The organism is Paenarthrobacter sp. TA1.8, assembly GCF_048595705.1.
Taxonomy (GTDB): domain Bacteria; phylum Actinomycetota; class Actinomycetes; order Actinomycetales; family Micrococcaceae; genus Arthrobacter; species Arthrobacter nitroguajacolicus.
Genome location: NZ_CP184287.1, coordinates 4,601,018 through 4,619,658, shown reverse-complemented (window position 1 = coordinate 4,619,658; position 18,641 = coordinate 4,601,018). Strand labels below are relative to the sequence as shown.

The 18,641-nt window shown below is 62.8% G+C and carries 19 protein-coding genes; 14 read left to right on the top strand and 5 right to left on the bottom strand.

Annotated elements, in window-relative coordinates; all coding sequences use genetic code 11:
* The first annotated feature begins 130 nt into the window (after positions 1-130).
* From ACNAOT_RS21500 to ACNAOT_RS21490, 3 genes are all read left to right on the top strand, one after another.
* Entirely contained in the window at positions 131-958 is an 828-nt protein-coding gene (locus tag ACNAOT_RS21500; protein WP_420179329.1) for an isocitrate lyase/PEP mutase family protein, read from the top strand.
* 100 nt (positions 959-1,058) lie between these two features.
* Positions 1,059-2,111 (top strand): hypothetical protein, encoded by a 1,053-nt coding sequence (locus ACNAOT_RS21495; RefSeq protein WP_420179328.1) that lies wholly within the window; start codon positions 1,059-1,061, stop codon positions 2,109-2,111.
* The gene (locus tag ACNAOT_RS21490; RefSeq protein ID WP_420179327.1) at positions 2,092-2,631 is read left to right on the top strand and encodes a hypothetical protein; all 540 of its coding nucleotides are present in this window, start codon (positions 2,092-2,094) and stop codon (positions 2,629-2,631) included. Before ACNAOT_RS21495 ends, ACNAOT_RS21490 begins: the two co-directional genes overlap by 20 nt.
* A 52-nt stretch (positions 2,632-2,683) precedes the next feature.
* Here the strand turns inward: ACNAOT_RS21490 and ACNAOT_RS21485 are convergent, their stop codons facing one another.
* Both ACNAOT_RS21485 and ACNAOT_RS21480 read right to left on the bottom strand, forming a co-directional pair.
* A complete protein-coding gene (locus ACNAOT_RS21485) occupies positions 2,684-3,523 on the bottom strand; it encodes a hypothetical protein (RefSeq protein ID WP_420179326.1) in 840 nt (279 codons plus the stop codon).
* 154 nt (positions 3,524-3,677) lie between these two features.
* Entirely contained in the window at positions 3,678-4,244 is a 567-nt protein-coding gene (locus ACNAOT_RS21480; protein ID WP_017198806.1) for an NAD(P)H-dependent oxidoreductase, read from the bottom strand.
* A 119-nt stretch (positions 4,245-4,363) separates the two neighbouring features.
* Here ACNAOT_RS21480 and ACNAOT_RS21475 point away from each other — a divergent pair, with 119 nt between their 5' ends.
* From ACNAOT_RS21475 to ACNAOT_RS21440, 8 genes are all read left to right on the top strand, one after another.
* Positions 4,364-4,969 carry a TetR/AcrR family transcriptional regulator gene (locus tag ACNAOT_RS21475; RefSeq protein ID WP_420179325.1) on the top strand — a complete coding sequence of 202 codons (606 nt, stop codon included), beginning with the start codon at positions 4,364-4,366 and terminating at the stop codon, positions 4,967-4,969.
* A 355-nt stretch (positions 4,970-5,324) separates the two neighbouring features.
* Positions 5,325-6,308: an ABC transporter permease gene (locus ACNAOT_RS21470; RefSeq protein ID WP_091463741.1), complete on the top strand. Its 984-nt coding sequence runs from the start codon at positions 5,325-5,327 to the stop codon at positions 6,306-6,308.
* The gene (locus ACNAOT_RS21465) at positions 6,308-7,267 is read left to right on the top strand and encodes an ABC transporter permease (protein WP_420179324.1); all 960 of its coding nucleotides are present in this window, start codon (positions 6,308-6,310) and stop codon (positions 7,265-7,267) included. The genes ACNAOT_RS21470 and ACNAOT_RS21465 overlap by 1 nt, the downstream gene beginning before the upstream one ends.
* Positions 7,264-9,423: a dipeptide ABC transporter ATP-binding protein gene (locus ACNAOT_RS21460; RefSeq protein WP_420179323.1), complete on the top strand. Its 2,160-nt coding sequence runs from the start codon at positions 7,264-7,266 to the stop codon at positions 9,421-9,423. Before ACNAOT_RS21465 ends, ACNAOT_RS21460 begins: the two co-directional genes overlap by 4 nt.
* 76 nt (positions 9,424-9,499) lie before the next feature.
* Positions 9,500-11,227, top strand: a complete 1,728-nt coding sequence (locus ACNAOT_RS21455) for an ABC transporter family substrate-binding protein (RefSeq protein ID WP_420179322.1) — start codon at positions 9,500-9,502, stop codon at positions 11,225-11,227.
* A gap of 203 nt (positions 11,228-11,430) precedes the next feature.
* Entirely contained in the window at positions 11,431-11,700 is a 270-nt protein-coding gene (locus ACNAOT_RS21450; RefSeq protein ID WP_309075110.1) for a type II toxin-antitoxin system Phd/YefM family antitoxin, read from the top strand.
* A complete protein-coding gene (locus tag ACNAOT_RS21445; RefSeq protein WP_420179321.1) occupies positions 11,697-11,954 on the top strand; it encodes a type II toxin-antitoxin system RelE family toxin in 258 nt (85 codons plus the stop codon). Before ACNAOT_RS21450 ends, ACNAOT_RS21445 begins: the two co-directional genes overlap by 4 nt.
* Positions 11,955-11,968: 14 nt before the next feature.
* Positions 11,969-13,015 carry a Gfo/Idh/MocA family protein gene (locus ACNAOT_RS21440; RefSeq protein WP_420179320.1) on the top strand — a complete coding sequence of 349 codons (1,047 nt, stop codon included), beginning with the start codon at positions 11,969-11,971 and terminating at the stop codon, positions 13,013-13,015.
* Here ACNAOT_RS21440 and ACNAOT_RS21435 read toward each other — a convergent pair.
* A complete protein-coding gene (locus ACNAOT_RS21435) occupies positions 12,999-13,478 on the bottom strand; it encodes a hypothetical protein (protein WP_420179319.1) in 480 nt (159 codons plus the stop codon). The two genes, ACNAOT_RS21440 and ACNAOT_RS21435, sit on opposite strands and share 17 nt — an antisense overlap.
* Positions 13,479-13,512: 34 nt before the next feature.
* A complete protein-coding gene (locus tag ACNAOT_RS21430; RefSeq protein WP_420179318.1) occupies positions 13,513-14,718 on the bottom strand; it encodes a WXG100 family type VII secretion target in 1,206 nt (401 codons plus the stop codon).
* A 300-nt stretch (positions 14,719-15,018) separates the two neighbouring features.
* Between ACNAOT_RS21430 and ACNAOT_RS21425 the strand changes: the two genes are divergently transcribed.
* The 3 genes from ACNAOT_RS21425 (at position 15,019) to ACNAOT_RS21415 (ending at position 17,227) form a co-directional block, all read left to right on the top strand.
* Entirely contained in the window at positions 15,019-15,729 is a 711-nt protein-coding gene (locus ACNAOT_RS21425) for a hypothetical protein (RefSeq protein ID WP_420179317.1), read from the top strand.
* Positions 15,730-15,818: 89 nt separating this feature from the next.
* The gene (locus tag ACNAOT_RS21420; protein WP_420179316.1) at positions 15,819-16,370 is read left to right on the top strand and encodes an RNA polymerase sigma factor; all 552 of its coding nucleotides are present in this window, start codon (positions 15,819-15,821) and stop codon (positions 16,368-16,370) included.
* The gene (locus tag ACNAOT_RS21415) at positions 16,367-17,227 is read left to right on the top strand and encodes a hypothetical protein (protein WP_420179315.1); all 861 of its coding nucleotides are present in this window, start codon (positions 16,367-16,369) and stop codon (positions 17,225-17,227) included. Before ACNAOT_RS21420 ends, ACNAOT_RS21415 begins: the two co-directional genes overlap by 4 nt.
* 149 nt (positions 17,228-17,376) lie before the next feature.
* Here the strand turns inward: ACNAOT_RS21415 and ald are convergent, their stop codons facing one another.
* Complete coding sequence (gene ald, locus ACNAOT_RS21410) at positions 17,377-18,495, bottom strand: alanine dehydrogenase (RefSeq protein ID WP_420179314.1); 1,119 nt, start codon at positions 18,493-18,495, stop codon at positions 17,377-17,379.
* Between the last annotated feature and the right edge of the window lie 146 nt (positions 18,496-18,641).

The window sequence follows — 18,641 nt, the reverse complement described above, 5'->3', positions numbered from 1 at the left end:
GTGACAGGATACTCCTCGATGTTGCTAAAGAGGCAACAGTTGTTTTCGGATCACTTCATTTTCGCAGCCTATCCTTTACGCCGCGATCGTGAAGGGCTGGAATGTAGCTATGACAGCGCACAGGGGATCCGTGACCAAAGCAGAACACTTCCATAAACTTCACGACGCCGGGCCAACGCCGCTTGTGCTCGTGAACGTGTGGGATGCAGCTTCCGCCCGCGTTGTGGAGGAGGCGGGTGCGACGGCGATTGCCACCTCAAGCTCGGCTGTCTCCTGGAGCCTGGGGTTCCGGGATGGCGACCACGTGCCGTGGGGCCTGGCAATGGCTGCACTGGGCCGGGTTGCCGGGGCAACCCGGTTGCCGGTTTCGGCAGACATCGAGACGGGCTACGGGCGCACCGACGACGAACTTCGTGCCACTGTCCACGCCGTCCTGGACGAGGGAGCCGTGGGCATCAACATTGAGGATTCCGCCACTGAGCCGCTCACGGACATCAACGAACAGTCGCGCCGGATTGCCTTGATCCGCGCAGTTGCTGACGATCGTGGAATACCCCTGTTCATCAATGCCCGCACCGACACCTACCTGTCGGGCCAGTTCGCGGACACTGCCTATGACGAAACCCTGCGCCGTGCCGAGGCCTACCTCACTGCGGGTGCGGACGGAATCTTCGTGCCCGGCGTCGTGGATCTACACGTTCTCCATGAGCTGTCCAGCAGGATTCCTGCACCGCTCAACGCGTTGGCGGGCGTCGGGGCGCCGTCGCCCCTTGAGCTCCACGATGCAGGGGTCCGTCGCGTCAGCATTGGCGGCAATACGGCCAAAGCAGCGTATGCCAAGGTGGCGCGGGTGGCGAAGGAAATCCTTGGTGACGGCAATTGGGCGGGGCTGGCTGGCACGCGCAGCCACGACGAAATGGACTCCCTGTTCGCGCCAGGGCCCAAATACAGCCTTTGAACGCGGTCCTTGCCAGCGGGCTGAAGGCACGACGCCGGCACCCGGCTTTAATGTCAGACCTCGCCGTTAGCGTGGGTCATGGAAAACGAGGGGAGGATCCATGCCACGGCGCAGTGTACAGTTCTGGCGGATCGAGCAGCTGAACGGGGACGAGCTCAGCCGGCCATTTCCAGCGCGCCGTCTGGCCGAGGTGCTGAGGAAGGCCCAGGACTCAGGGGTGAACCGGCACTTCACAAGTGCGGACGGGACTGTGCTGCTTGCCCAGGCTGTGGCATCGTCGCCCTTTCCCGTGCTGCTTTTGGACCGGGTGCGGGACACTAATCTTCCCAGCGTCGGCGATGCCCTCGGGCGGCGCAAGCCCCTGCCGTTGGCTCCGGGTGACCATTTGCTGGAGACCACCTACTTCGCCTTCCTGAAGAGGAATGTCATAGCGGTGCTGACCAGTGGCAATGGACCCCGGGCATCCAGGATGGGCGAGTACCTCGAAGGAATGCTGGGGCTTGAGCCAAGCCTGGTGCCGGTTGTGCGCGAGGACATCGAGGAAATCCTTACCCGGCTGGAGGTGAGCCGTTTCGAGTTCGCGCTTCCTGCCGAACGTCTGTCCGGGAAGCTTATGGAGGGGGAGTGGGCTGACGTTCTGGACAGCGCCTCGCGGCTCATGAATGAGGGTACGTTCAGGATTTCCCTGAGCGTTGGCAGAGCGGGCAAGGCCGAGGATAAACAGCGGATTCGGGACCGGATCCAGCAACTGATCGATCTCTTCCGCAGGGCCGGGTCCGTGGAGCATTTCGATTATGTGGTGGCTGAGGGCAAGGACTCCCTGACGGGCGACCGTGAGGTGGTGGACCTGCTGAAGGAGCGGTTCATCTCGCATATCGAGGTGGATCCGGATGTCTTCAACGACCCCCAAAAGTCCACCACCGAGGCGATCGCCATCCTCAATAGACAGGCCAGGGACAACGAGGCGTTTTTTGCCAAGACCCTGCCGGACATCAAGGGTTCGGCTGATTCCGCGTTGGTTCCGGACATCGTTGCGGGCGGAATGGCCACTGTTCGGGCAGCTATGGCGGCGGCCGTGGAGAGCGCTGACAAGGCCGGTCAAGCATCCGAGGAGAACCAAGGCGGTGCAGATCATGAGCTTGTACGGGGTTGACGTTGAGCGAACCGGGCGCCGCAGGACTCTGTGGCGTTGGTTTCTGTTGCATCCCAGTGCAGACTTCGGATGGGCTGCGCTTGTCGTCCTGATCTGGCTGGGAATCGGGCTGCTTTCGCGTCACCCGCTGATGCTGGAAAGCGTGGACCCTGGTGCACGGCGAACCCTGTTCCAGACTCTCGCCACGCTGGCCGGCGCCACGGCTGGCCTGACGCTGACCAGTGTGTCCATGCTGATCAACGTGCTGGGAAAGAAGGCTGCGCCGGGTCAACGGGAACTTCCCTTGGAGAGACTTTCCGCCACTCATCGGCGCCAAATCGGCGAAGTCTTCCTTTTTGCCATCCCCGGGCTGGGCCTTTTGGTGGTTGCCGCCTTGGCCACGGTGGTCCTGGAAGGAGATGCCGTCACGGGCCTGTGGATTCCTGAAGCACTGGCCTTCGTGCTGACCTTCGCCTCAGTCCTTGCCCTGTTGCGTGTGGCTTGGGCACTCCGGAGGGTGCTGGCGATCGCAACGGCATGAACAGGCAAAGCCGATACCCCGTGCCTGGTAACGCGCGCAGCAGGCCCCGCAGTCACCGTACGCTCAGGGCCTCCGTAAGTGTCCGGCCGTTCACATAGATTTCGGCTCTCGATGCACCACTGGCGGACACGATTGTCTGCGTCAGTTGCGCCTGGATCCGTGGGATGTCGCACACGCCCCCGGGCCGCAGGGAGCCACTGAGGTTAACCACCACCGTCGCACCGCTCATGTAGCCCGAGAGGTAGCGCAGCGACGAATCAGCCAGGGAGTCGTAGAGGGCTGCATCACTGTCCACTGGCATTCCGGCCTCCAGCAGGCGGCCGAGTGCCACGGACAGCGGGTCGCCGGGCACGGCAACGCCCCTGATAGGTACCAGGCTGTCGTTGCAGCCGAACCGCACGCCGCGGGCGCCGCCGTCGTCGATTGCCACGTAGTAGACCGCGGGTCCGGAGTTTTCCGAATCCACGGGAATGACTGTTGCGGTGGCTGTTGGTTCCGGCGCGCTGGTGCCAGGTTGGGGTGAAGGCTCGACGACGGCAGCCGGTGGGGTGGGCGAGGTCACGGAGGAAGCGGGAGTGCTCTCGGACGGTGCTGGAGCTGGTGTTGCTGCCGCGGGCGACGCGGCGGGGACGGCAACGGACGGAGTACCCGGGCTCGAAGGCGCAGGAGTTGAGGCGGCGGGTATGGGAGCAATGGGCGAAGCTGTTGGCACAGGCGAAGTCATGGAAACTATAGGCAAGGGGCCCGCGGCCCCTGATTCGGAGGGTTCGGCAGGGACAGCAGTGCAGCCAGCCATCCACAGGCCGAAGATGAGGCAGGCAGCCGTGATCGCCGTCGTACTTTGTGGTCCCCGTCCGGCATGCATGACAGCCCAGCGCTCCTGTCCGTCCACCTGTATCTCCAACGTTAGGACGGGACGGCGGAACACAACATGCCGTTACGGTGACGGTTCGGACAAGAGTTGGTCACGCCCCGTCCGCAGCGGCAGGAATGCGAATGCCCCCGCCCGCGGAATGCGGAACGGGGGCATCGAAAAAGCGAGGAGGCTAGGCTGCTGCTTCTTCGTCCTGAACGGCCGTCAGGGGCTCGAAGATGCCCTTGATCTGCTCAACAACCTCGGCGTCGTCCTTCGGGTGCAGTTCAGCGAAACGGATCATGGAGCCCGGGACGGCCAGCTTTACGTCTTCAAGTACCTTGGCGCCGGCGATGCCGGCAGCTTTGCGGGCTTCGTCCTGGGCCCATACTCCACCGAACTGGCCAAAAGCGGTTCCGACGACGGCGGTCGGCTTGCCGGAGAGGGCGCCGGCGCCGAACGGGCGGGACAGCCAATCGATGGCGTTCTTCAGGGAGGCGGGCATGGTTCCGTTGTGCTCGGGCGTGACGAGCAGGATGGTGTCGGCGTCGGCAGCTGCAGCGCGGAGGGCGGCGGCTTCGGCGGGAACCTGGCCTTCGACGTCGATGTCTTCGTTGTAGAAGGGGATGGTGCCCAGTGAGCCGTGGATCTGCACATCAACGTTGTCGGGAGCGTTCAGCTGGATGGCTTCGGCCAGCTTCTTGTTGTGGGAATCGGCGCGCAGGCTGCCGACGAGGGTAAGAACGGTGCTCTTTGACATGGTGTCTCCTTTTGTCTGGCCGGGTGAGGTGCCGGCCGTTCGATGTCTGGGCTTGGAGCCTTCATCGATACTAAACGGACTATGGTCCGCTTTCTATTCCCGGGGTCTAGAATATTTCTGTGAGCTCGATCCCCATTCGGCCGGACGTGCCCCTAGGTGCGCCCCACGAGCGCAGTGACGCAGCGAGGAATCGCGAGCGATTGCTCAACGCTGCCCGGGATCTGGTGGCCGAGCTCGGCGCCGAAGCGCTGACCATGGACGCGCTCGCCTGCAAGGCCAAGGTTGGCAAGGGGACAGTCTTCCGCCGCTTCGGTAGCCGCGCCGGGCTCATGATGACCCTGTTGAGCGACTCGGAGTCCGAATTCCAGCATGGATTTATGTTCGGGCCGCCTCCGCTTGGTCCAGGAGCCGCGCCAAAGGATCGATTGGTGGCCTTCGGTGAGGGGCGAATCTACTTCGTCCTTGAAAACGGCGAACTCCTGAAAGCGGCGGGAGCCGCTACCCGTAACCGGTTCGATGTTCCCGCGACTAAGCTTTCGCATCGACATATGGAAGTCCTGCTGAGGGAGGCGGGAATCGCTGATCCGTGGGTGATGGCGATGTCACTGACCTACGCCCTGGACCCCGAGCGAATAGTGGACGATGTTCGCGTTCGAGGTATTTCACCCACGCGGCTTGCGGACTCCTGGCGTGAGCTGGTCACCCGTCTCCTGGGCGCCGACTAAGTCGCGCCGCTACATCAGCCGCAACCAGCGCAGCCAAGGCAGGAAGCCTCTGTTAGCGCCACCAATCCTGACGTAGTAAGCGCAACAGTGCTGCCGAATTCGTAAACAGGACGCAGCCTGCACATAACAATCTGGCTGCAGGCGCGAAACCGGACGCCTTGAAGCAAAACGTGAAGCAGTTATTGTGGTAGTTTCCTCTTGAATGTGACGCATGCCATACAGGGCTGGTGATCACTGAAGGGGTGCGGGGGGCCCAAGAACCCGCTGCGCCAATTCGTAGCTGACGCCGGCCACAGCCGGGAACCGCGGAAGGACGAGCATTGAGTTTTGCCACGATTCGGGGCAGCCGCCCGACATGCTGAAATATCTGATGAAGCGGTCGGGCATCTACCTGATCATGATCTTCCTGACGACGAGTGCGGGTTACTTCCTGGCGGTCTCGTCATTGAAACCCGCAGTGCTCGAGCAGGAAAAAATCCCCCGGCCGACCCCTGAACAAGTAGCTGCTTCTTTCCGGGGACTCGGGCTGGACCCGGATTTGAACCCTTGGGAACGGTACATTCAGTGGCTCTGGGGCATCGTCACCCGCTGGGACTGGGGCCGCAGCCCGAACGGCGCGTTCGTCAACGCCGAATTCGCGGACCGCGTGATGGTCTCCACCCGGCTGTTCATCGCCTCGATCATCCTCACCCTGGTCATCGGCGTAGCCCTCGGTGTCTACTCCGCCGCCCGCCAGTACAAGTTCCAGGACCGCGCCATCACGTCCTACAGCTATCTGGTGCACATCCTCCCTGCACCCATCGCGTACTTCCTGGTGCAGCTCGGTGCCATCAGCATCAACGAGGCGGTCGGTGAGCGCATCTTCTTCGTCACGGGAATTTCGACGCCGGGAATTGAGCCGGGCTGGCCGGCTTTCGTTGACCTGGTGGCCCACTACGCCGTGCCAACTTTCGCGATGACCATCTTTGGCTGGGCGGGTTACCAGATCGCCCAGCGGCAGTACCTCTTGGACAACGTGAATGCCGACTTCGTCCGCACTGCCCGCGCCAAGGGACTGACGCGAAACCAGGCCATCAGGAAGCATGCCCTGCGCGTCTCCTTCATTCCGGTGGCGCAGAGTATCGCCTTCACCATCCCGGCCATCTTCACGGGTGGCTTCTTCGCGGAGGCCATCTTCGCCTGGCCGGGCATCGGTCTCTGGAGCATCCAGGCCATCAGCCTCCAGGACGTCAACGTCGCCACCGCCACGCTGGCCTATGGCTCAGTGATCTTCGCGATCGGCGCCATCCTTGCCGACTTCGCCACCACGCTGGTCGATCCACGAGTGAGGGTCCAGTAATGACCAACATCATTGATTCCATTGCGGAAATCGACGAGGCCCGGGTAGCTGACCAGGACGTCGTCATCGGGAAGTCGCGGATCATCTTCCGTCGCTTCATGCGGAACCGGACCGCCGTCGCCGGCTTGTTCATCTTCCTTGCGCTGTTCCTCTTCTCGATCTTTGGCGGGTTCCTGACTTCGTGGGACAAAGACACCCTTGATCCGTTGAACATCGGCATGCCACCGTCGCCAGACCACTTACTGGGGACCACCCAGGCCGGCATCGACCTCATGGCGCTCATTGTGGACGGCACCCGGACGTCCATTCTTATCGGCCTGATCGTGGGCGGCGTTTCCGTCCTGATTTCGGCGGTATACGGCTGCACCATGGCGTTCTTCGGGGGCAAGGTGGACGCCACCATGCTGTTCATCCTTGAAGCGCTCATCATGATGCCCGCCATCCTGGTGGTCGCCGTCGCCACCAGCGGAAGCGGCGGCCTGAAAGATCTCCCCAGCTGGCTCCTGCTGATCGTCGTGTTGCTCTTCTTCAGCTGGATGGGCACCGCCCGCCTGGTGCGCTCACTGTCCATGTCCCTGATGCAGCGTGATTACGTCAAAGCCGCCAAGTACATGGGTGTCCCGTCCCGGCGCATCGTGTGGCGGCACCTCGTCCCGAATATCGGCTCGCTGCTGGTCCTCGACTTCACCCGTGGCATCACCGGTGCGATCCTCGCCGAAGTCGCGTTCTCCTTCATCGGAATCGGCATCAAGCTCCCGGACGTCAGCCTCGGTGTGCTGATCGGCCAAGCGACGGGCCAGGTGTCCTCCTTCCCTTGGATGTTCTGGGTCCCGCTGACCGTCATGTTCCTGTTGACCGGTTCGCTGGCCATGATGAACGACGGACTCCGTGACGCTTTCGACCCCAGCTCCAGCTCCATCGGACGGGCCAAGACCAAGACCGCAAAGGCTGGCAAATGAGCACCAACATCACTCCCGCTGAGCGGCTCCGCGACGCTGGACTCTACGCTCCCGGCGACGCCGTCCTCAGCATTCGCGACCTCAACGTCCGCTTCAACTCCGAAAACGGTGTGGTCCATGCTGTCCGCGGCGTCGACTTCGACCTCATGCCTGGCAAGACCTTAGGCATTGTGGGTGAGTCCGGTTCCGGCAAGTCCGTCACGTCCATGGCCATCATGGGACTCCTCCCGGAAACCGCGGACATCACCGGCTCCGTGCGCTTCAAGGGCAAGGAACTCCTTGGCCTCAGCGACAAAGCCATGTGCAAGCACCGCGGCAGTGACATCGCCATGGTGTTCCAGGACCCGCTGTCCTCGCTCACCCCCGTCTACACGGTGGGCACCCAGATCATCGAGGCGCTGACGGTCCACAACCCCACCATGAGCAAGCAGGCCAAAGAAGCCCGCGCCGTCGACCTTTTGCGCATGGTGGGCATCCCGAGCCCCAAGGACCGCCTGAAAGCGTTCCCGCACGAGTTCTCCGGCGGCATGCGCCAGCGCGTCATGATCGCCATCGCCATCGCCAACGATCCGCGGGTACTCATCGCGGATGAACCCACGACTGCGCTGGACGTCACCATCCAGGCGCAGGTCCTGGAAGTCCTGCACACCGCGCAGGAGGAGACCGGCGCCGCCGTCGTCATGATCACGCACGACCTCGGCGTCGTAGCCGGCATGGCAGACGACATCATGGTCATGTACGCCGGTAAGCCGGTGGAAACCGGAACTGTGGAGGACATCTACTACAACCCGCGGATGCCGTACACGCTGGGCTTGCTCGGCGCGGTTCCGCGCGTGGACACCGCCACCCGGCAGTCGCTGGTTCCCATCGAGGGAACACCCCCCAACCTGGCGTTGCCGGTGACTGGATGTTCGTTCGCGGCCCGCTGCCCGCTGGTCAGCGACGCCTGCCTGCACGGCGAGCCGGAACTCATCACCGTCCCCGGTGTTGAGGGCCAGACGCTGGGGCACAAGGCCGCCTGCATCAAAGCTAATGAACTGTCCGGCAACGCTGACGCCCACAAGATTTTCCACGCACCGCCCAAGCCGATTTCAAAGTTCGACGGCGTCGCTCGCGTCGAGCGCGAAAAGGTCCTGGAACTCAAAGACGTGAAAAAGCACTTCCCGCTGCTCAAGGGTGCCTTGATCAAGCGACGGATCGGCACGGTGAAGGCCGTGGATGGCCTGAGCTTCGATATCCGCGAAGGCGAGTGCGTTTCGATCGTGGGGGAGTCCGGCTGCGGCAAGACCACCACACTCCTGGAAATCATGGAGTTCCACCCGGACCAGGTGGGCGAAGTGGTCATTGGCGGCGTCAGCAACAAAGTCGCCACGGACCACAAGACCAAGATGGCCATGCGCAAGGAAATGCAGATGGTGTTCCAAGACCCCACGGGTGCCCTGGATCCGCGTTTCACTGTGTACGAGGTCCTTGCTGAGCCGCTGGAAAACCTCGGGATGCCCAAGGCTGCCATCAGGAAACGCATCATGGAACTCATGAAGCTTGTGGGCCTGCAGCCTGACCACGTCAACCGCTTCCCCAACCAGTTCTCCGGCGGGCAGCGGCAGCGCATCGGTATCGCCCGGGCACTCGCGGTCAATCCGAAGCTCGTGGTGCTGGACGAACCGGTCTCTGCGCTGGACGTATCCGTGCAGGCCGGAGTCATCAACCTGCTGGACAAGCTCCGCGCTGAGTTGGGCTTGAGCTACCTGATGGTGGCCCACGACCTCTCCGTTGTCCGCCACATCTCAGACCGTGTCGCCGTGATGTACCTCGGCAAAATCGTGGAAACCGGCGATGTGGACGACGTCTTCGACAACCCGCGCCACCCTTACACGCGGGCCTTGCTGTCAGCGATCCCGGTTCCGGACCCCAACCTGGAACGGACCCGCGAACGCATCATCCTGCAGGGCGACCTACCCAGCCCGCTTGATGCTCTCAAGGGATGTAATTTTGCGACCCGTTGTCCCGTGTTTGCCGCATTACCTGCCGCAAAGCAGGAGAAGTGCCTTACTCTGGAGCCGCCACTGGCTTCGGAGAAGGGGGACACACAGGACTTCGCATGCTTCTTCCCGGACGGTGAGATAGATGCCGACATGCTGGTGGTGCATGCCTGACGACATATGACACATCGATTGAAACCCTGTTATTCAACTCGCAAAGATTTCCAGTCGTAAACATGAAGGGCAAACCATGAAGAAATACACGACGATCGGTGGCGTAGCGCTCGCAGCAGCGCTTACGCTGACCGCTTGCGGCGGGGGAACGCCGTCGGGTCCGGCCTCGCAGAAGGCCGAAGAGAGCGGCGGTGACATCAGCAAGCTGATCAGCGTCAACGCCAAGGAAGTGAAAGATCTGGACCAGGGCGGCACCGTCACGCTGGCGGTGGGCAGCATCGGACCGGATTTTAATGGCTTCTCCAACGTGGGTAACAGCGCGGATACCTCAGCGCTGATGACGCCTGTTAACCCCGCCTCCATCAACAGCGGTGGCATCGGTGGTTGCTGGAAGCTGGACTTCAACGGCAAGGCGGAGCCCAACAAGGACTTCTGTGAAGAGGTCAAGAGCGAAGTCAAGGACGGCAAGCAGACCATCACCATTAAGGTCAATGAGAAGGCGACTTGGAACGATGGGACGCCCATCGATGTTAAGACCTTCGAAAACACCTGGAACATGCTCAAGGGTGAAGACAAGTCCATCGACATCGTCACCGCCGGCGCCTACGCCTTCGTGGATTCGGTCAAGGCCGGTGCCAACGACAAAGAAGTCATTGTCACCACCACACAGCCGGTCTTTCCGTTGGAAGGCCTCTTCCTCGGCCTGATTCACCCGGCCATCAATACCCCCGAAATCTTCAACACGGGGTTTGCCGGCAACATGCACCCGGAATGGATGGCCGGCCCGTTCAAGGTGGAGAACTACGACACGACCGCCAAGACTGTAACTATGGTTCCTAACGAGAAGTGGTGGGGCCAGAAGCCGGTCCTCGAAAAGGTCATTTGGCGCCAGATGGAGCCGAGCGCGACGATCGCTGCTTTCAAAAATGGCGAGATCGACGCCGCCAATGGCCGCACCCTGGGCCGTTACAAGCAGCTCGAAGGAACTACCAACTCGGAGGTCCGCCGCGGTCAGCGCCTGTTTGCCGGCGGTCTCAACATCAACGCAAAGCGCCCGGCCCTGACCGACGTCGCCGTTCGCAAGGCGATCTTCACCGCCGTCGACCGCAAGGCTATCCGCGACGTCCGCTTCAACGGCCTGAACTGGTCCGAAGAGAGCTCAGGCTCCATGATGCTCATGCCGTTCTCGGAGTATTACCAGGACAACTACCCCGTGAAGGACACCGGCGCTGAGGCTGCGAAGAAGGTCCTGACCGACGCCGGTTACACAGCCAATGACAAGGGCATCATGGAGAAGGACGGCGTCCCCATCTCCTTTAAGATCACCAACTTCGGTGACGATCCAACCACGGGTGCCACTTCGCAGACCCTGCAGAACCAGCTCAAGGCTGCCGGAATGGATGTCACTATCGACCAGCGCGGTGATGCTGACTTCGGTAAGGTCATCGGCGGACGCGAGTTCGATGTGACCATCTCCGGTTATACCGTGGGCCCGGATGCCACTGATGCCGTCAAGCAGTACTACGACTCTGCTACCAACGAAAACGGCCTGGGCGATGCTGAGCTCGACGCCGAAATCAAGCGATTGGCAACCATTGCCGATGACGCCGAGCGCAACAAGGCCGCCATGGAGGTAGAGAAGAAGCACATGGAGAAGTACTACTCCATGGGCACCGTGCTGAACGGCCCGGAGATCCAGTTCGTGCGCACGGGCTTGGCCAACTACGGCCCGTCCCTGTTCAAGAGCCTCTCGAACGTTCCTGACTGGACCACCATCGGCTGGGAAAAGGGCGCCAAGAAGTAGCCCCTCAGCAGTAGTTTCCGAAAGTGTAGTTTCCTGAAGGCCGGGGATCTCCCTGAACCTATTCATCGGTTCGCGAGGTTCCCGGCCTTCGCCGTCCCCAACGCTCGCTCACATCCCGCGCCCTTCAGCCCGATGCTCGCTCACCTCTCGCGCCCCATCTGTACTTTATGTACATAGAGTACAGATGCGGCTATGGTGGACTCATGGGTACCGCCGACTATGTCGTGAGTGTCGCTGACCTCCGAGTTCATCTTTCAGACACCATCAATCGTGCTGCTTACGGCCATGAACGGATCAGCATCACCCGGAGGGGCAAGGTCGCCGCGGTGCTCATCAGTGCTGAGGACCTCGAGAGGCTTGAACGTCTCGAAGATGAGGCGGACCTTAAGGCGCTTCGGACCGCTAAAGCGGAAGATGATGGTGCCAGGGTCAGTCTCAATGATCTTCTGGAGGAAAACGGCATCACCCGGTGAGCCGATACCGCGCGGAGTTCAGTACCGCGGCTGCCAAGCAGATTCGAAAGCTAGACGCTCCAGTACGCCGGAAGATACTGCTGGCCATCGCCGAGTTGGAACTGAACCCACGTCCGGTCGGAGTCAGGGAGCTTTCCGCAGAGTCGAATGCATGGCGAATTCGTGTTGGTGACTTCAGGGTCCTCTACGAGATCCATGATGGTGAACTCGTCATCATCATCTTCCGCGCCGCCCACCGACGCGAGGTCTACTGATCTAGCCTAGGGTCATGACTTCCCAGCCGATCCGTACCGCCGTCGCAGGTTTTGGCCTCTCGGGCAGCGTCTTCCACGCGCCCTTCATCGCCAGCAACCCCGCGTACGAGCTCGCCGTCATCGCAACTTCGGACGAGGCGCGCCAGACGAAGGCGAAAGAGCGCTACCCGGCAACGCAGATCGTCAACACCCCTCAAGACATCCTGGCACTGGCCGACCAACTGGACCTCGTCGTCCTGGGCACCCCGCCCGCAACCCACTTCCCCCTAGCGAAAGCTGCGCTGGAAGCCGGGCTGGACGTCGTCGTCGATAAACCGTTCACGGTCCGCAGCGCCGAGGGCGAGGAGCTGATTCAGCTGGCTGCGAGGCTGGGCCGCGTCCTCACCGTGTACCAAAACCGGCGCTGGGACGGTGACTCGCTCACCGTGAAAAAACTGATCGACGCCGGAACGCTGGGTACCGTGACCAGGTTTGAGGTGGGCATGGAGCGCTGGGCGCCGGAGATCGCCAAGGCCTGGAAAGCCAGTGCCACGGCGGAAGACGGCGGTGGTGTCCTGTTCGATCTCGGCACCCATGTCCTTGATCTCACTCTCCGGTTCTTTGGGCCGGCCACTGTCACCTTCGCAGAAATCACGGCCCGCCGCCCCCAGGAAAGCGCCGACGACGACGTTTTCCTGGCACTCCAGCATGAGTCGGGCGTGGTCAGCCACGTCACCATCAACCTCAACAGCCACCTTCATGGCCCCCGCTTCCGCATCCTCGGCACGGAAGGTGGCTTCGTGAAGTTCGGCACCGACCCGCAGGAGCCCTACGTGCTGGGCGGTGGGTTGCCTAAGGACGCGGAGTACGGCGTCGAGCCTCCAGAAAACCACGGCACGCTGGAACGGAACGGGCACCGCACCACCATCCCCACGGAGCGCGGCGCCTACCCCGAGTTCTACCGCATGCTGGCGGAAAAGCTCGACGGCGGCGGCACCGCCTCCGCACTTCCGGTACCGGTGGATCCGGCCGACTCCGTTGCGGTGCTGAAGCTGATTGAGCAGGCTAGGGCGCTGGCGTAACGTCCGCACTGGCAACCAGCGAATAGATGGCCTTGAGGTCGTGGTTGCCTTCAATGGGTTGGCAGCTGCCGGTCAACTGGACGACATCCGCTGCGGCGTCTTGGTGGACCACCGTGACGGCTGTGAACTGCGCCAGCGAACCTGCCTGTGGGTGCGTGTAGCGTGCCTCGCGCACGTGCCAATCCCGGCTATTGATAACCACTGGCTCTGTGGCGAGCAGTACGGCGTCCGGCAGGGCGTCCAGGAACGAGTCCACGGATGCAGCGATATCCCGCAGCTGGTAACCAGGCAAGCGGCGGGACACGGAAATCACCACATTTGCCGTGTAGCGACCTTCGGCGGCCGGGGCCATCAGGGCACCCAAAGCATCGGGGACCACTTGATGTGTCCAACCGGATGGTGGATTGAGTTTGATGGTGGGGTAGGCGGGGAAAGATGCGGACGGGAAAACCTGTTGCGACATTGGAGCCTTTCCGGCGGTGGTGTGGTGGCGAAGGTCAGTTATTCAGGAAGTCGACGAATCCGGTCACGGAATCCACTAGTCCTTTGGGGCTGAGGGTGATCTGGCCACCCGCACCCAGTCCCAGTTCGGCGGTGAGCTTGGCTCCCGCGCCCAGAGTGAGCCCGTCTTCGTCCACGGAAGCCGTAAAGAAGTGCCCCTCACCCGCTCCGGCGGCCACCGTCGCGTTGAACGTCAGTGTTTGGCCCAGGACTTCGACATACCGGCTCCCTGTCAGCTCCGCACCCGCTCCTGCGCTGAACGCAGTGCCTGAGACATCGCGGCCCTTGACGCTGATTTCGCCTTCACCGGCGCTGGCCCAGGCCCCGGCGCGGAATTCTCCACCTTGCCCCAAGGCGAACAGCCCGCCAGCGAACTCGGTCTTGTTGTCCACGGTGAGTTTTTGACCCGCGAAGCCCTCGCCACCAGCCGAAAACAGAAAGGGGCTGCTCGCGTTGGCGTGCGCGCTCGCCTCGACTCCAGTCATTGCACGCGTCGTGGAAGTGTTGCTGACCCAGCCGTCAAAGAAGTCGGATCGTATGGTGGTGACGTTTTCCGCGCCAGCGAATGCTTCACCGTTAACGTGGGCATTGGGAAGTCCGAGTCCGAATGGCACACTGGCCTCGAACTCGCCATCCGCGCGGGCGCCGACGAACGTTTCGTTGGTGATAGTTGTCGTGCCGGGCCCGAACCCGGTCTCTGCCTTCCAGGTCATTTCACCTCCGGTGGACGCCTTGCCGGATCCTCCGAATGCGATGCCGCCGGGACCAACGGAGCCGTGCGTTTCGCCCGTTGCTTGACTGTCGATTGAACCGCTGCCTTCCACGGTGACGGGGCCGTAGCTGGCGGGATCAAAAGTAAACCCGGGTGCCCCAGGGGTGCTCTTTCCCTGCCCTGTGGAAGGTCCCCCCTTGAGCCCTCCTCCGGGGCTGCCCGCAGAGGCTTGTTCCTGCTGCTCTGCGTTGAGTTTCAGGGCGCGGGCGTTGGTGCGCAGGCAAGCAGCTGCTGCTCCCAATCGTCCCTGCAGGTCGCTCTGCCACCGGCTTCTGAACTGGTCGGCGTCATTCCCCCGCCAGAAGTTGCCGTTCTGAATCAGCGCATTGAGCTGTTGTTGAAGCTTGGTGATCTTCTCCGCCTCGGAGTCCATCACGGCCGAAAGTCGTCGGAGATCTCCGACGTCCGCGCCCACCAATCCCTGTCCCACTAGGTACCCAACCCCATTACGTATCCCCTGACGTAGTGATATGTCGATCGCCGGGCATCCAACGGGCCAGGCGTTTCCTGAGCATAGTTGGCTACGTCGGACGCGGCCATGGGGACCTCTCACCAGTGTGGATAAAGAGCAGCACGCCAAAGCCCTGAAAAGAGAACTTTTGGACAACGCGTAACCTCACCGACACCGCGAACGATGTAAGGGGAGTGCGGGCCACGTCCGCACGCTGATCATCCGGTCGCGACCCAACCGCGGCCGGGGCAATCCCAAAATCGTTTGTCGGAGGGTTTCATGTCCTTGTTCACTATCCTTGCCACCAGCAAAGTCGCCGCGGGCGTCCTGGCTGCCGGAGCTGTAGCTGCCGGTGGAACCGGCGTCGCTGCCTTCAATGGCGCGCTTCCCACCGGAATCCAGCAATCCGCGCATGACCTCGTTGGCGCACCGGCCCCTGTTGCTGAGAAGGCCGCTGAAGCAGCCGATGCAGCCGAAACCGCCAAGACCAAGGCAACTGACGCCGTCGAGACCGCGCAGGCAACTGCAACCGAGGCCGCTGAAGCCGGCCAGGCCAAGGCCGCCGACGCCGTGTCCGATGCCAAAGCAACGGTGGAAGACGCCACTTCCCCGGAGGCTTTTGGCCTCTGCACCGCACTCCTCAATGGCGGCCTGAAGTCTGACGCCAAGGTCCCCGGCTTCGAGTCCTTGACCATTGCTGCCGGTGGCGAAGCCAAGGTGGAGGCGCACTGCGAGGCTGTGGTGGAGGCGGGTAAAGCTGCCGGCCTGAAGGCTGACGGTTCGGCGACGGCAGAGGCCGACGTCGATGCTGCCGTGACGTCCGAACTGCCGGCAACGCCTGCTGTTCCTGCAGTGCCCGCTGTGCCGGGAGTTCCTGCCGTTCCCGCGACGCCCGCTGTCCCCGCAGTGCCTGCCGTCCCCGCGACGCCTGAGCTGCCGACACAGGTACCCACCGACGTTCCGGCTGCACCCCTCGATTCTGTCCGCTAAGCAAGCAGCGGTTACGGTTTAAGGGCGGGGCTCCTTGGCTTAGGACAAGGAGCCCCGCTACGTAGTGTGTGGGACGGAGGCATCCACGGGTGCTTGACCCTTTGGCTGATGAATATGTGCAGGCGGATCAGGACGATCCCGCCCTGCTCTTCACGGCTGCCTACAATAACTTCGCCGGACCGGTGTTTGGCTACCTCCGGGCACGGGGTGTGGACGACCCGGAGGCCGTGACGCAGGACGTCTTCCTCGCCCTGTATCCGAAGCTGGAAACGCTCCACGGCGGGCTGCAAGGGGCAAAAACCCTGTTGTTCTCCATCGCGCATGCGCGGATGGTGGACCACTATCGCAAACGCGAACGAACGCCCGACGCGACGCCGTACGAACCGGACCTGGACGCGCGGCGGTCGCCGTCGGCCGAAGACCAGGCCTTCGGACGGGTTGCCGGCCTGGGCGTCACTGAAATTTTGGACGACCTCCCCGACGATTATCGGGAGGTTCTGGCCCTCCGGGTCGTCGCCGACGTGTCGGTGGAAGATACGGCGGCGATCATGGGCAAGTCCCAGGGGGCCGTCAAGCAGCTACAGCGCAGGGCATTGAGTGCACTGAAGAAGCGTGCACTACTAAGGAACGGCACATCATGAGCGAACAACATACGCCTCGCGGACGTCATGACCAGCAGGCAATCGACTTCCTGTTGGCCGACGCCGGCCTCACAGGCGACGCCGACCTCCGCACTGAACTCCTCGAGCTCCGTTCCTTGGCGAACACTGCCCCTTTGCCGTCCGCAGCAGTCCGCGCGCTCATGGTCAGCAGCCCGGCCGCAGCCACCCAGCAGATCACTGCCACCCAGAGGATCACGACGGCGGACGGTCCGGCGGCATCGGCGGGTGCACCAACGGCGGTACTCGCCACAGTTGCTGCGGAGTCCGCTCTTGCGAACGACCTGCCTGCGAACGACGTGCCTGTTGACGAACTTGCCGCCCGGCGTCGGAAGAAGCGTCGGACGGTCATCGCAGGCCTCGCCGTAGCCGTGTCCTTGGCTGGCGGCGCGACCGCTGCCGTCGCTTCCGAGGGCGGCCTGCCGGGTGCATTCCAGCACCTCGGGGCAGCCATCGGTTCGGTGGTCTCACAACTAAATCCCGGTTCCGGCAGTGCTCCCCAGCCCGATACCCCAGCCGGTACCAGCCCAGAGCCCTTGCCTGTCCGGGAAGAGCCGCAGCAAGCTCCTGCGACGGTCGTACCCCAGCCGACGCCGGCCGCGCCGGGCATCCCGGTGGTTCCCGCTCCTGAGCCGCAGCCCGGTGGAGCGTCGCCGCATACACCTAAGGCTCCGTCGCACAGGGAGCCCGGCAACGGCGTCATCCCCACACCGCCAGGGTTGCCTGTCACCCCACCGGAGATCGATCCCTCCAAGATTGATCCCTCAAAGCTCGGCCCTTCGGGCGTCCCCGTCCCGGTTCCCTCGGAGCTAATCCCGTCGCTCCCCGGAAAGCCCTAGTCTCCAGGCCCCAAACCTCCCCGCGAGATGGCACTTAATGCCAATGTTCTTCGGGAACATTGGCATTAAGTGCCATCTCGGCGCGCGTTAAACCACGACGGCGGGGTGCGGCTTCGCGTGGAAGCCGCACCCCGCCGTCGAGCTTGAAGCTATGCGGAGACCAGCGTGTGCCAGTCGTTGACGAGGGGCAGGTTGTGCGCCTCGGAAACGGAGTGGTGCGCCACGTGGCCGGCGGCGATGTTGAGGCCGGCAGCCAGGGCGGGGTCGCGGTCGAAGGCCGCCTTGACGCCCAGGTTGGCCAGTGCCACGGCGTAGCGCAGGGTGACGTTGGTCAGTGCGTACGTGGAGGTATTCGGAACAGCGCCAGGCATGTTGGCAACGCAGTAGAAGATCGATTTGTGGACCTTGTACGTCGGTTCCTGGTGGGTGGTGGGGTGCGTGTCCTCGAAGCAGCCGCCCTGGTCAACAGCGATGTCCACCAGAACCGAGCCGGGCTTCATGCGGGCAACCAGTTCGTTGGTGACCAGCTTGGGAGCCTTGGCGCCCGGGATCAGGACGGAGCCGATCACCAGATCTGCGTCGATAACTGACTTCTCGATCTCGTAGGCGTTGGAGGCAACGGTCTTCAGGCGGCCCTGGTAGAGGGCGTCCAGTTCGCGCAGCCGGTTGATGTTGATGTCCATGATGGTGACATCAGCACCGAGGCCCAGCGCCATGGCGGCAGCGTTGGTTCCCGCAACGCCTGCGCCGAGGACAACAACCTTCGCCGGGCGCACGCCCGGTACGCCGCCAAGGAGGACGCCCTTGCCGCCGGCCGGAGCCATCAGTGAGGAAGCGCCAACCACGACGGACAGGCGGCCTGCGACCTCGGACATCGGGGCGAGCAGCGGAAGGGTGCGGCCTTCCTGCACGGTTTCGTAAGCGATGGCCGTGACGCCGGAGTTGATGAGCTCGGCGGTGAGCTCAGGCTCTGCGGCAAGGTGCAGGTAGGTGAAGAGGATGAGGCCCTTGCGGAAGCGGTGGTACTCGGCCGCGATGGGTTCCTTGACCTTCATGACCATGTCCGCGCGGGCCCAGACGTCATCTGCTTCGTTGACGATTTCGGCGCCGGCAATCGAGTATTCCTCGTCGGTGATGCCCGAGCCAAGGCCTGCGCCGCGTTCAACCAGAACGGTGTGTCCGTGGGTGCGGAACTCGTGGACACCGGCGGCCGTGATGGCTACGCGGAACTCGTTGTTCTTGATTTCTTTGGGGACACCGATGATCATCTGTGGGCTCCATCGTTAGCGGCCTCTTCGGCCGAAAAATGTGTTGCGGGCTGTGATTCCAGAATAGATCCGGCTGTGAGGCAGGCGACATGGACCCGGGGCCGCCCTCGCGCGGAAAGTCCGGAAATCAAGGGATCTTATGCCAG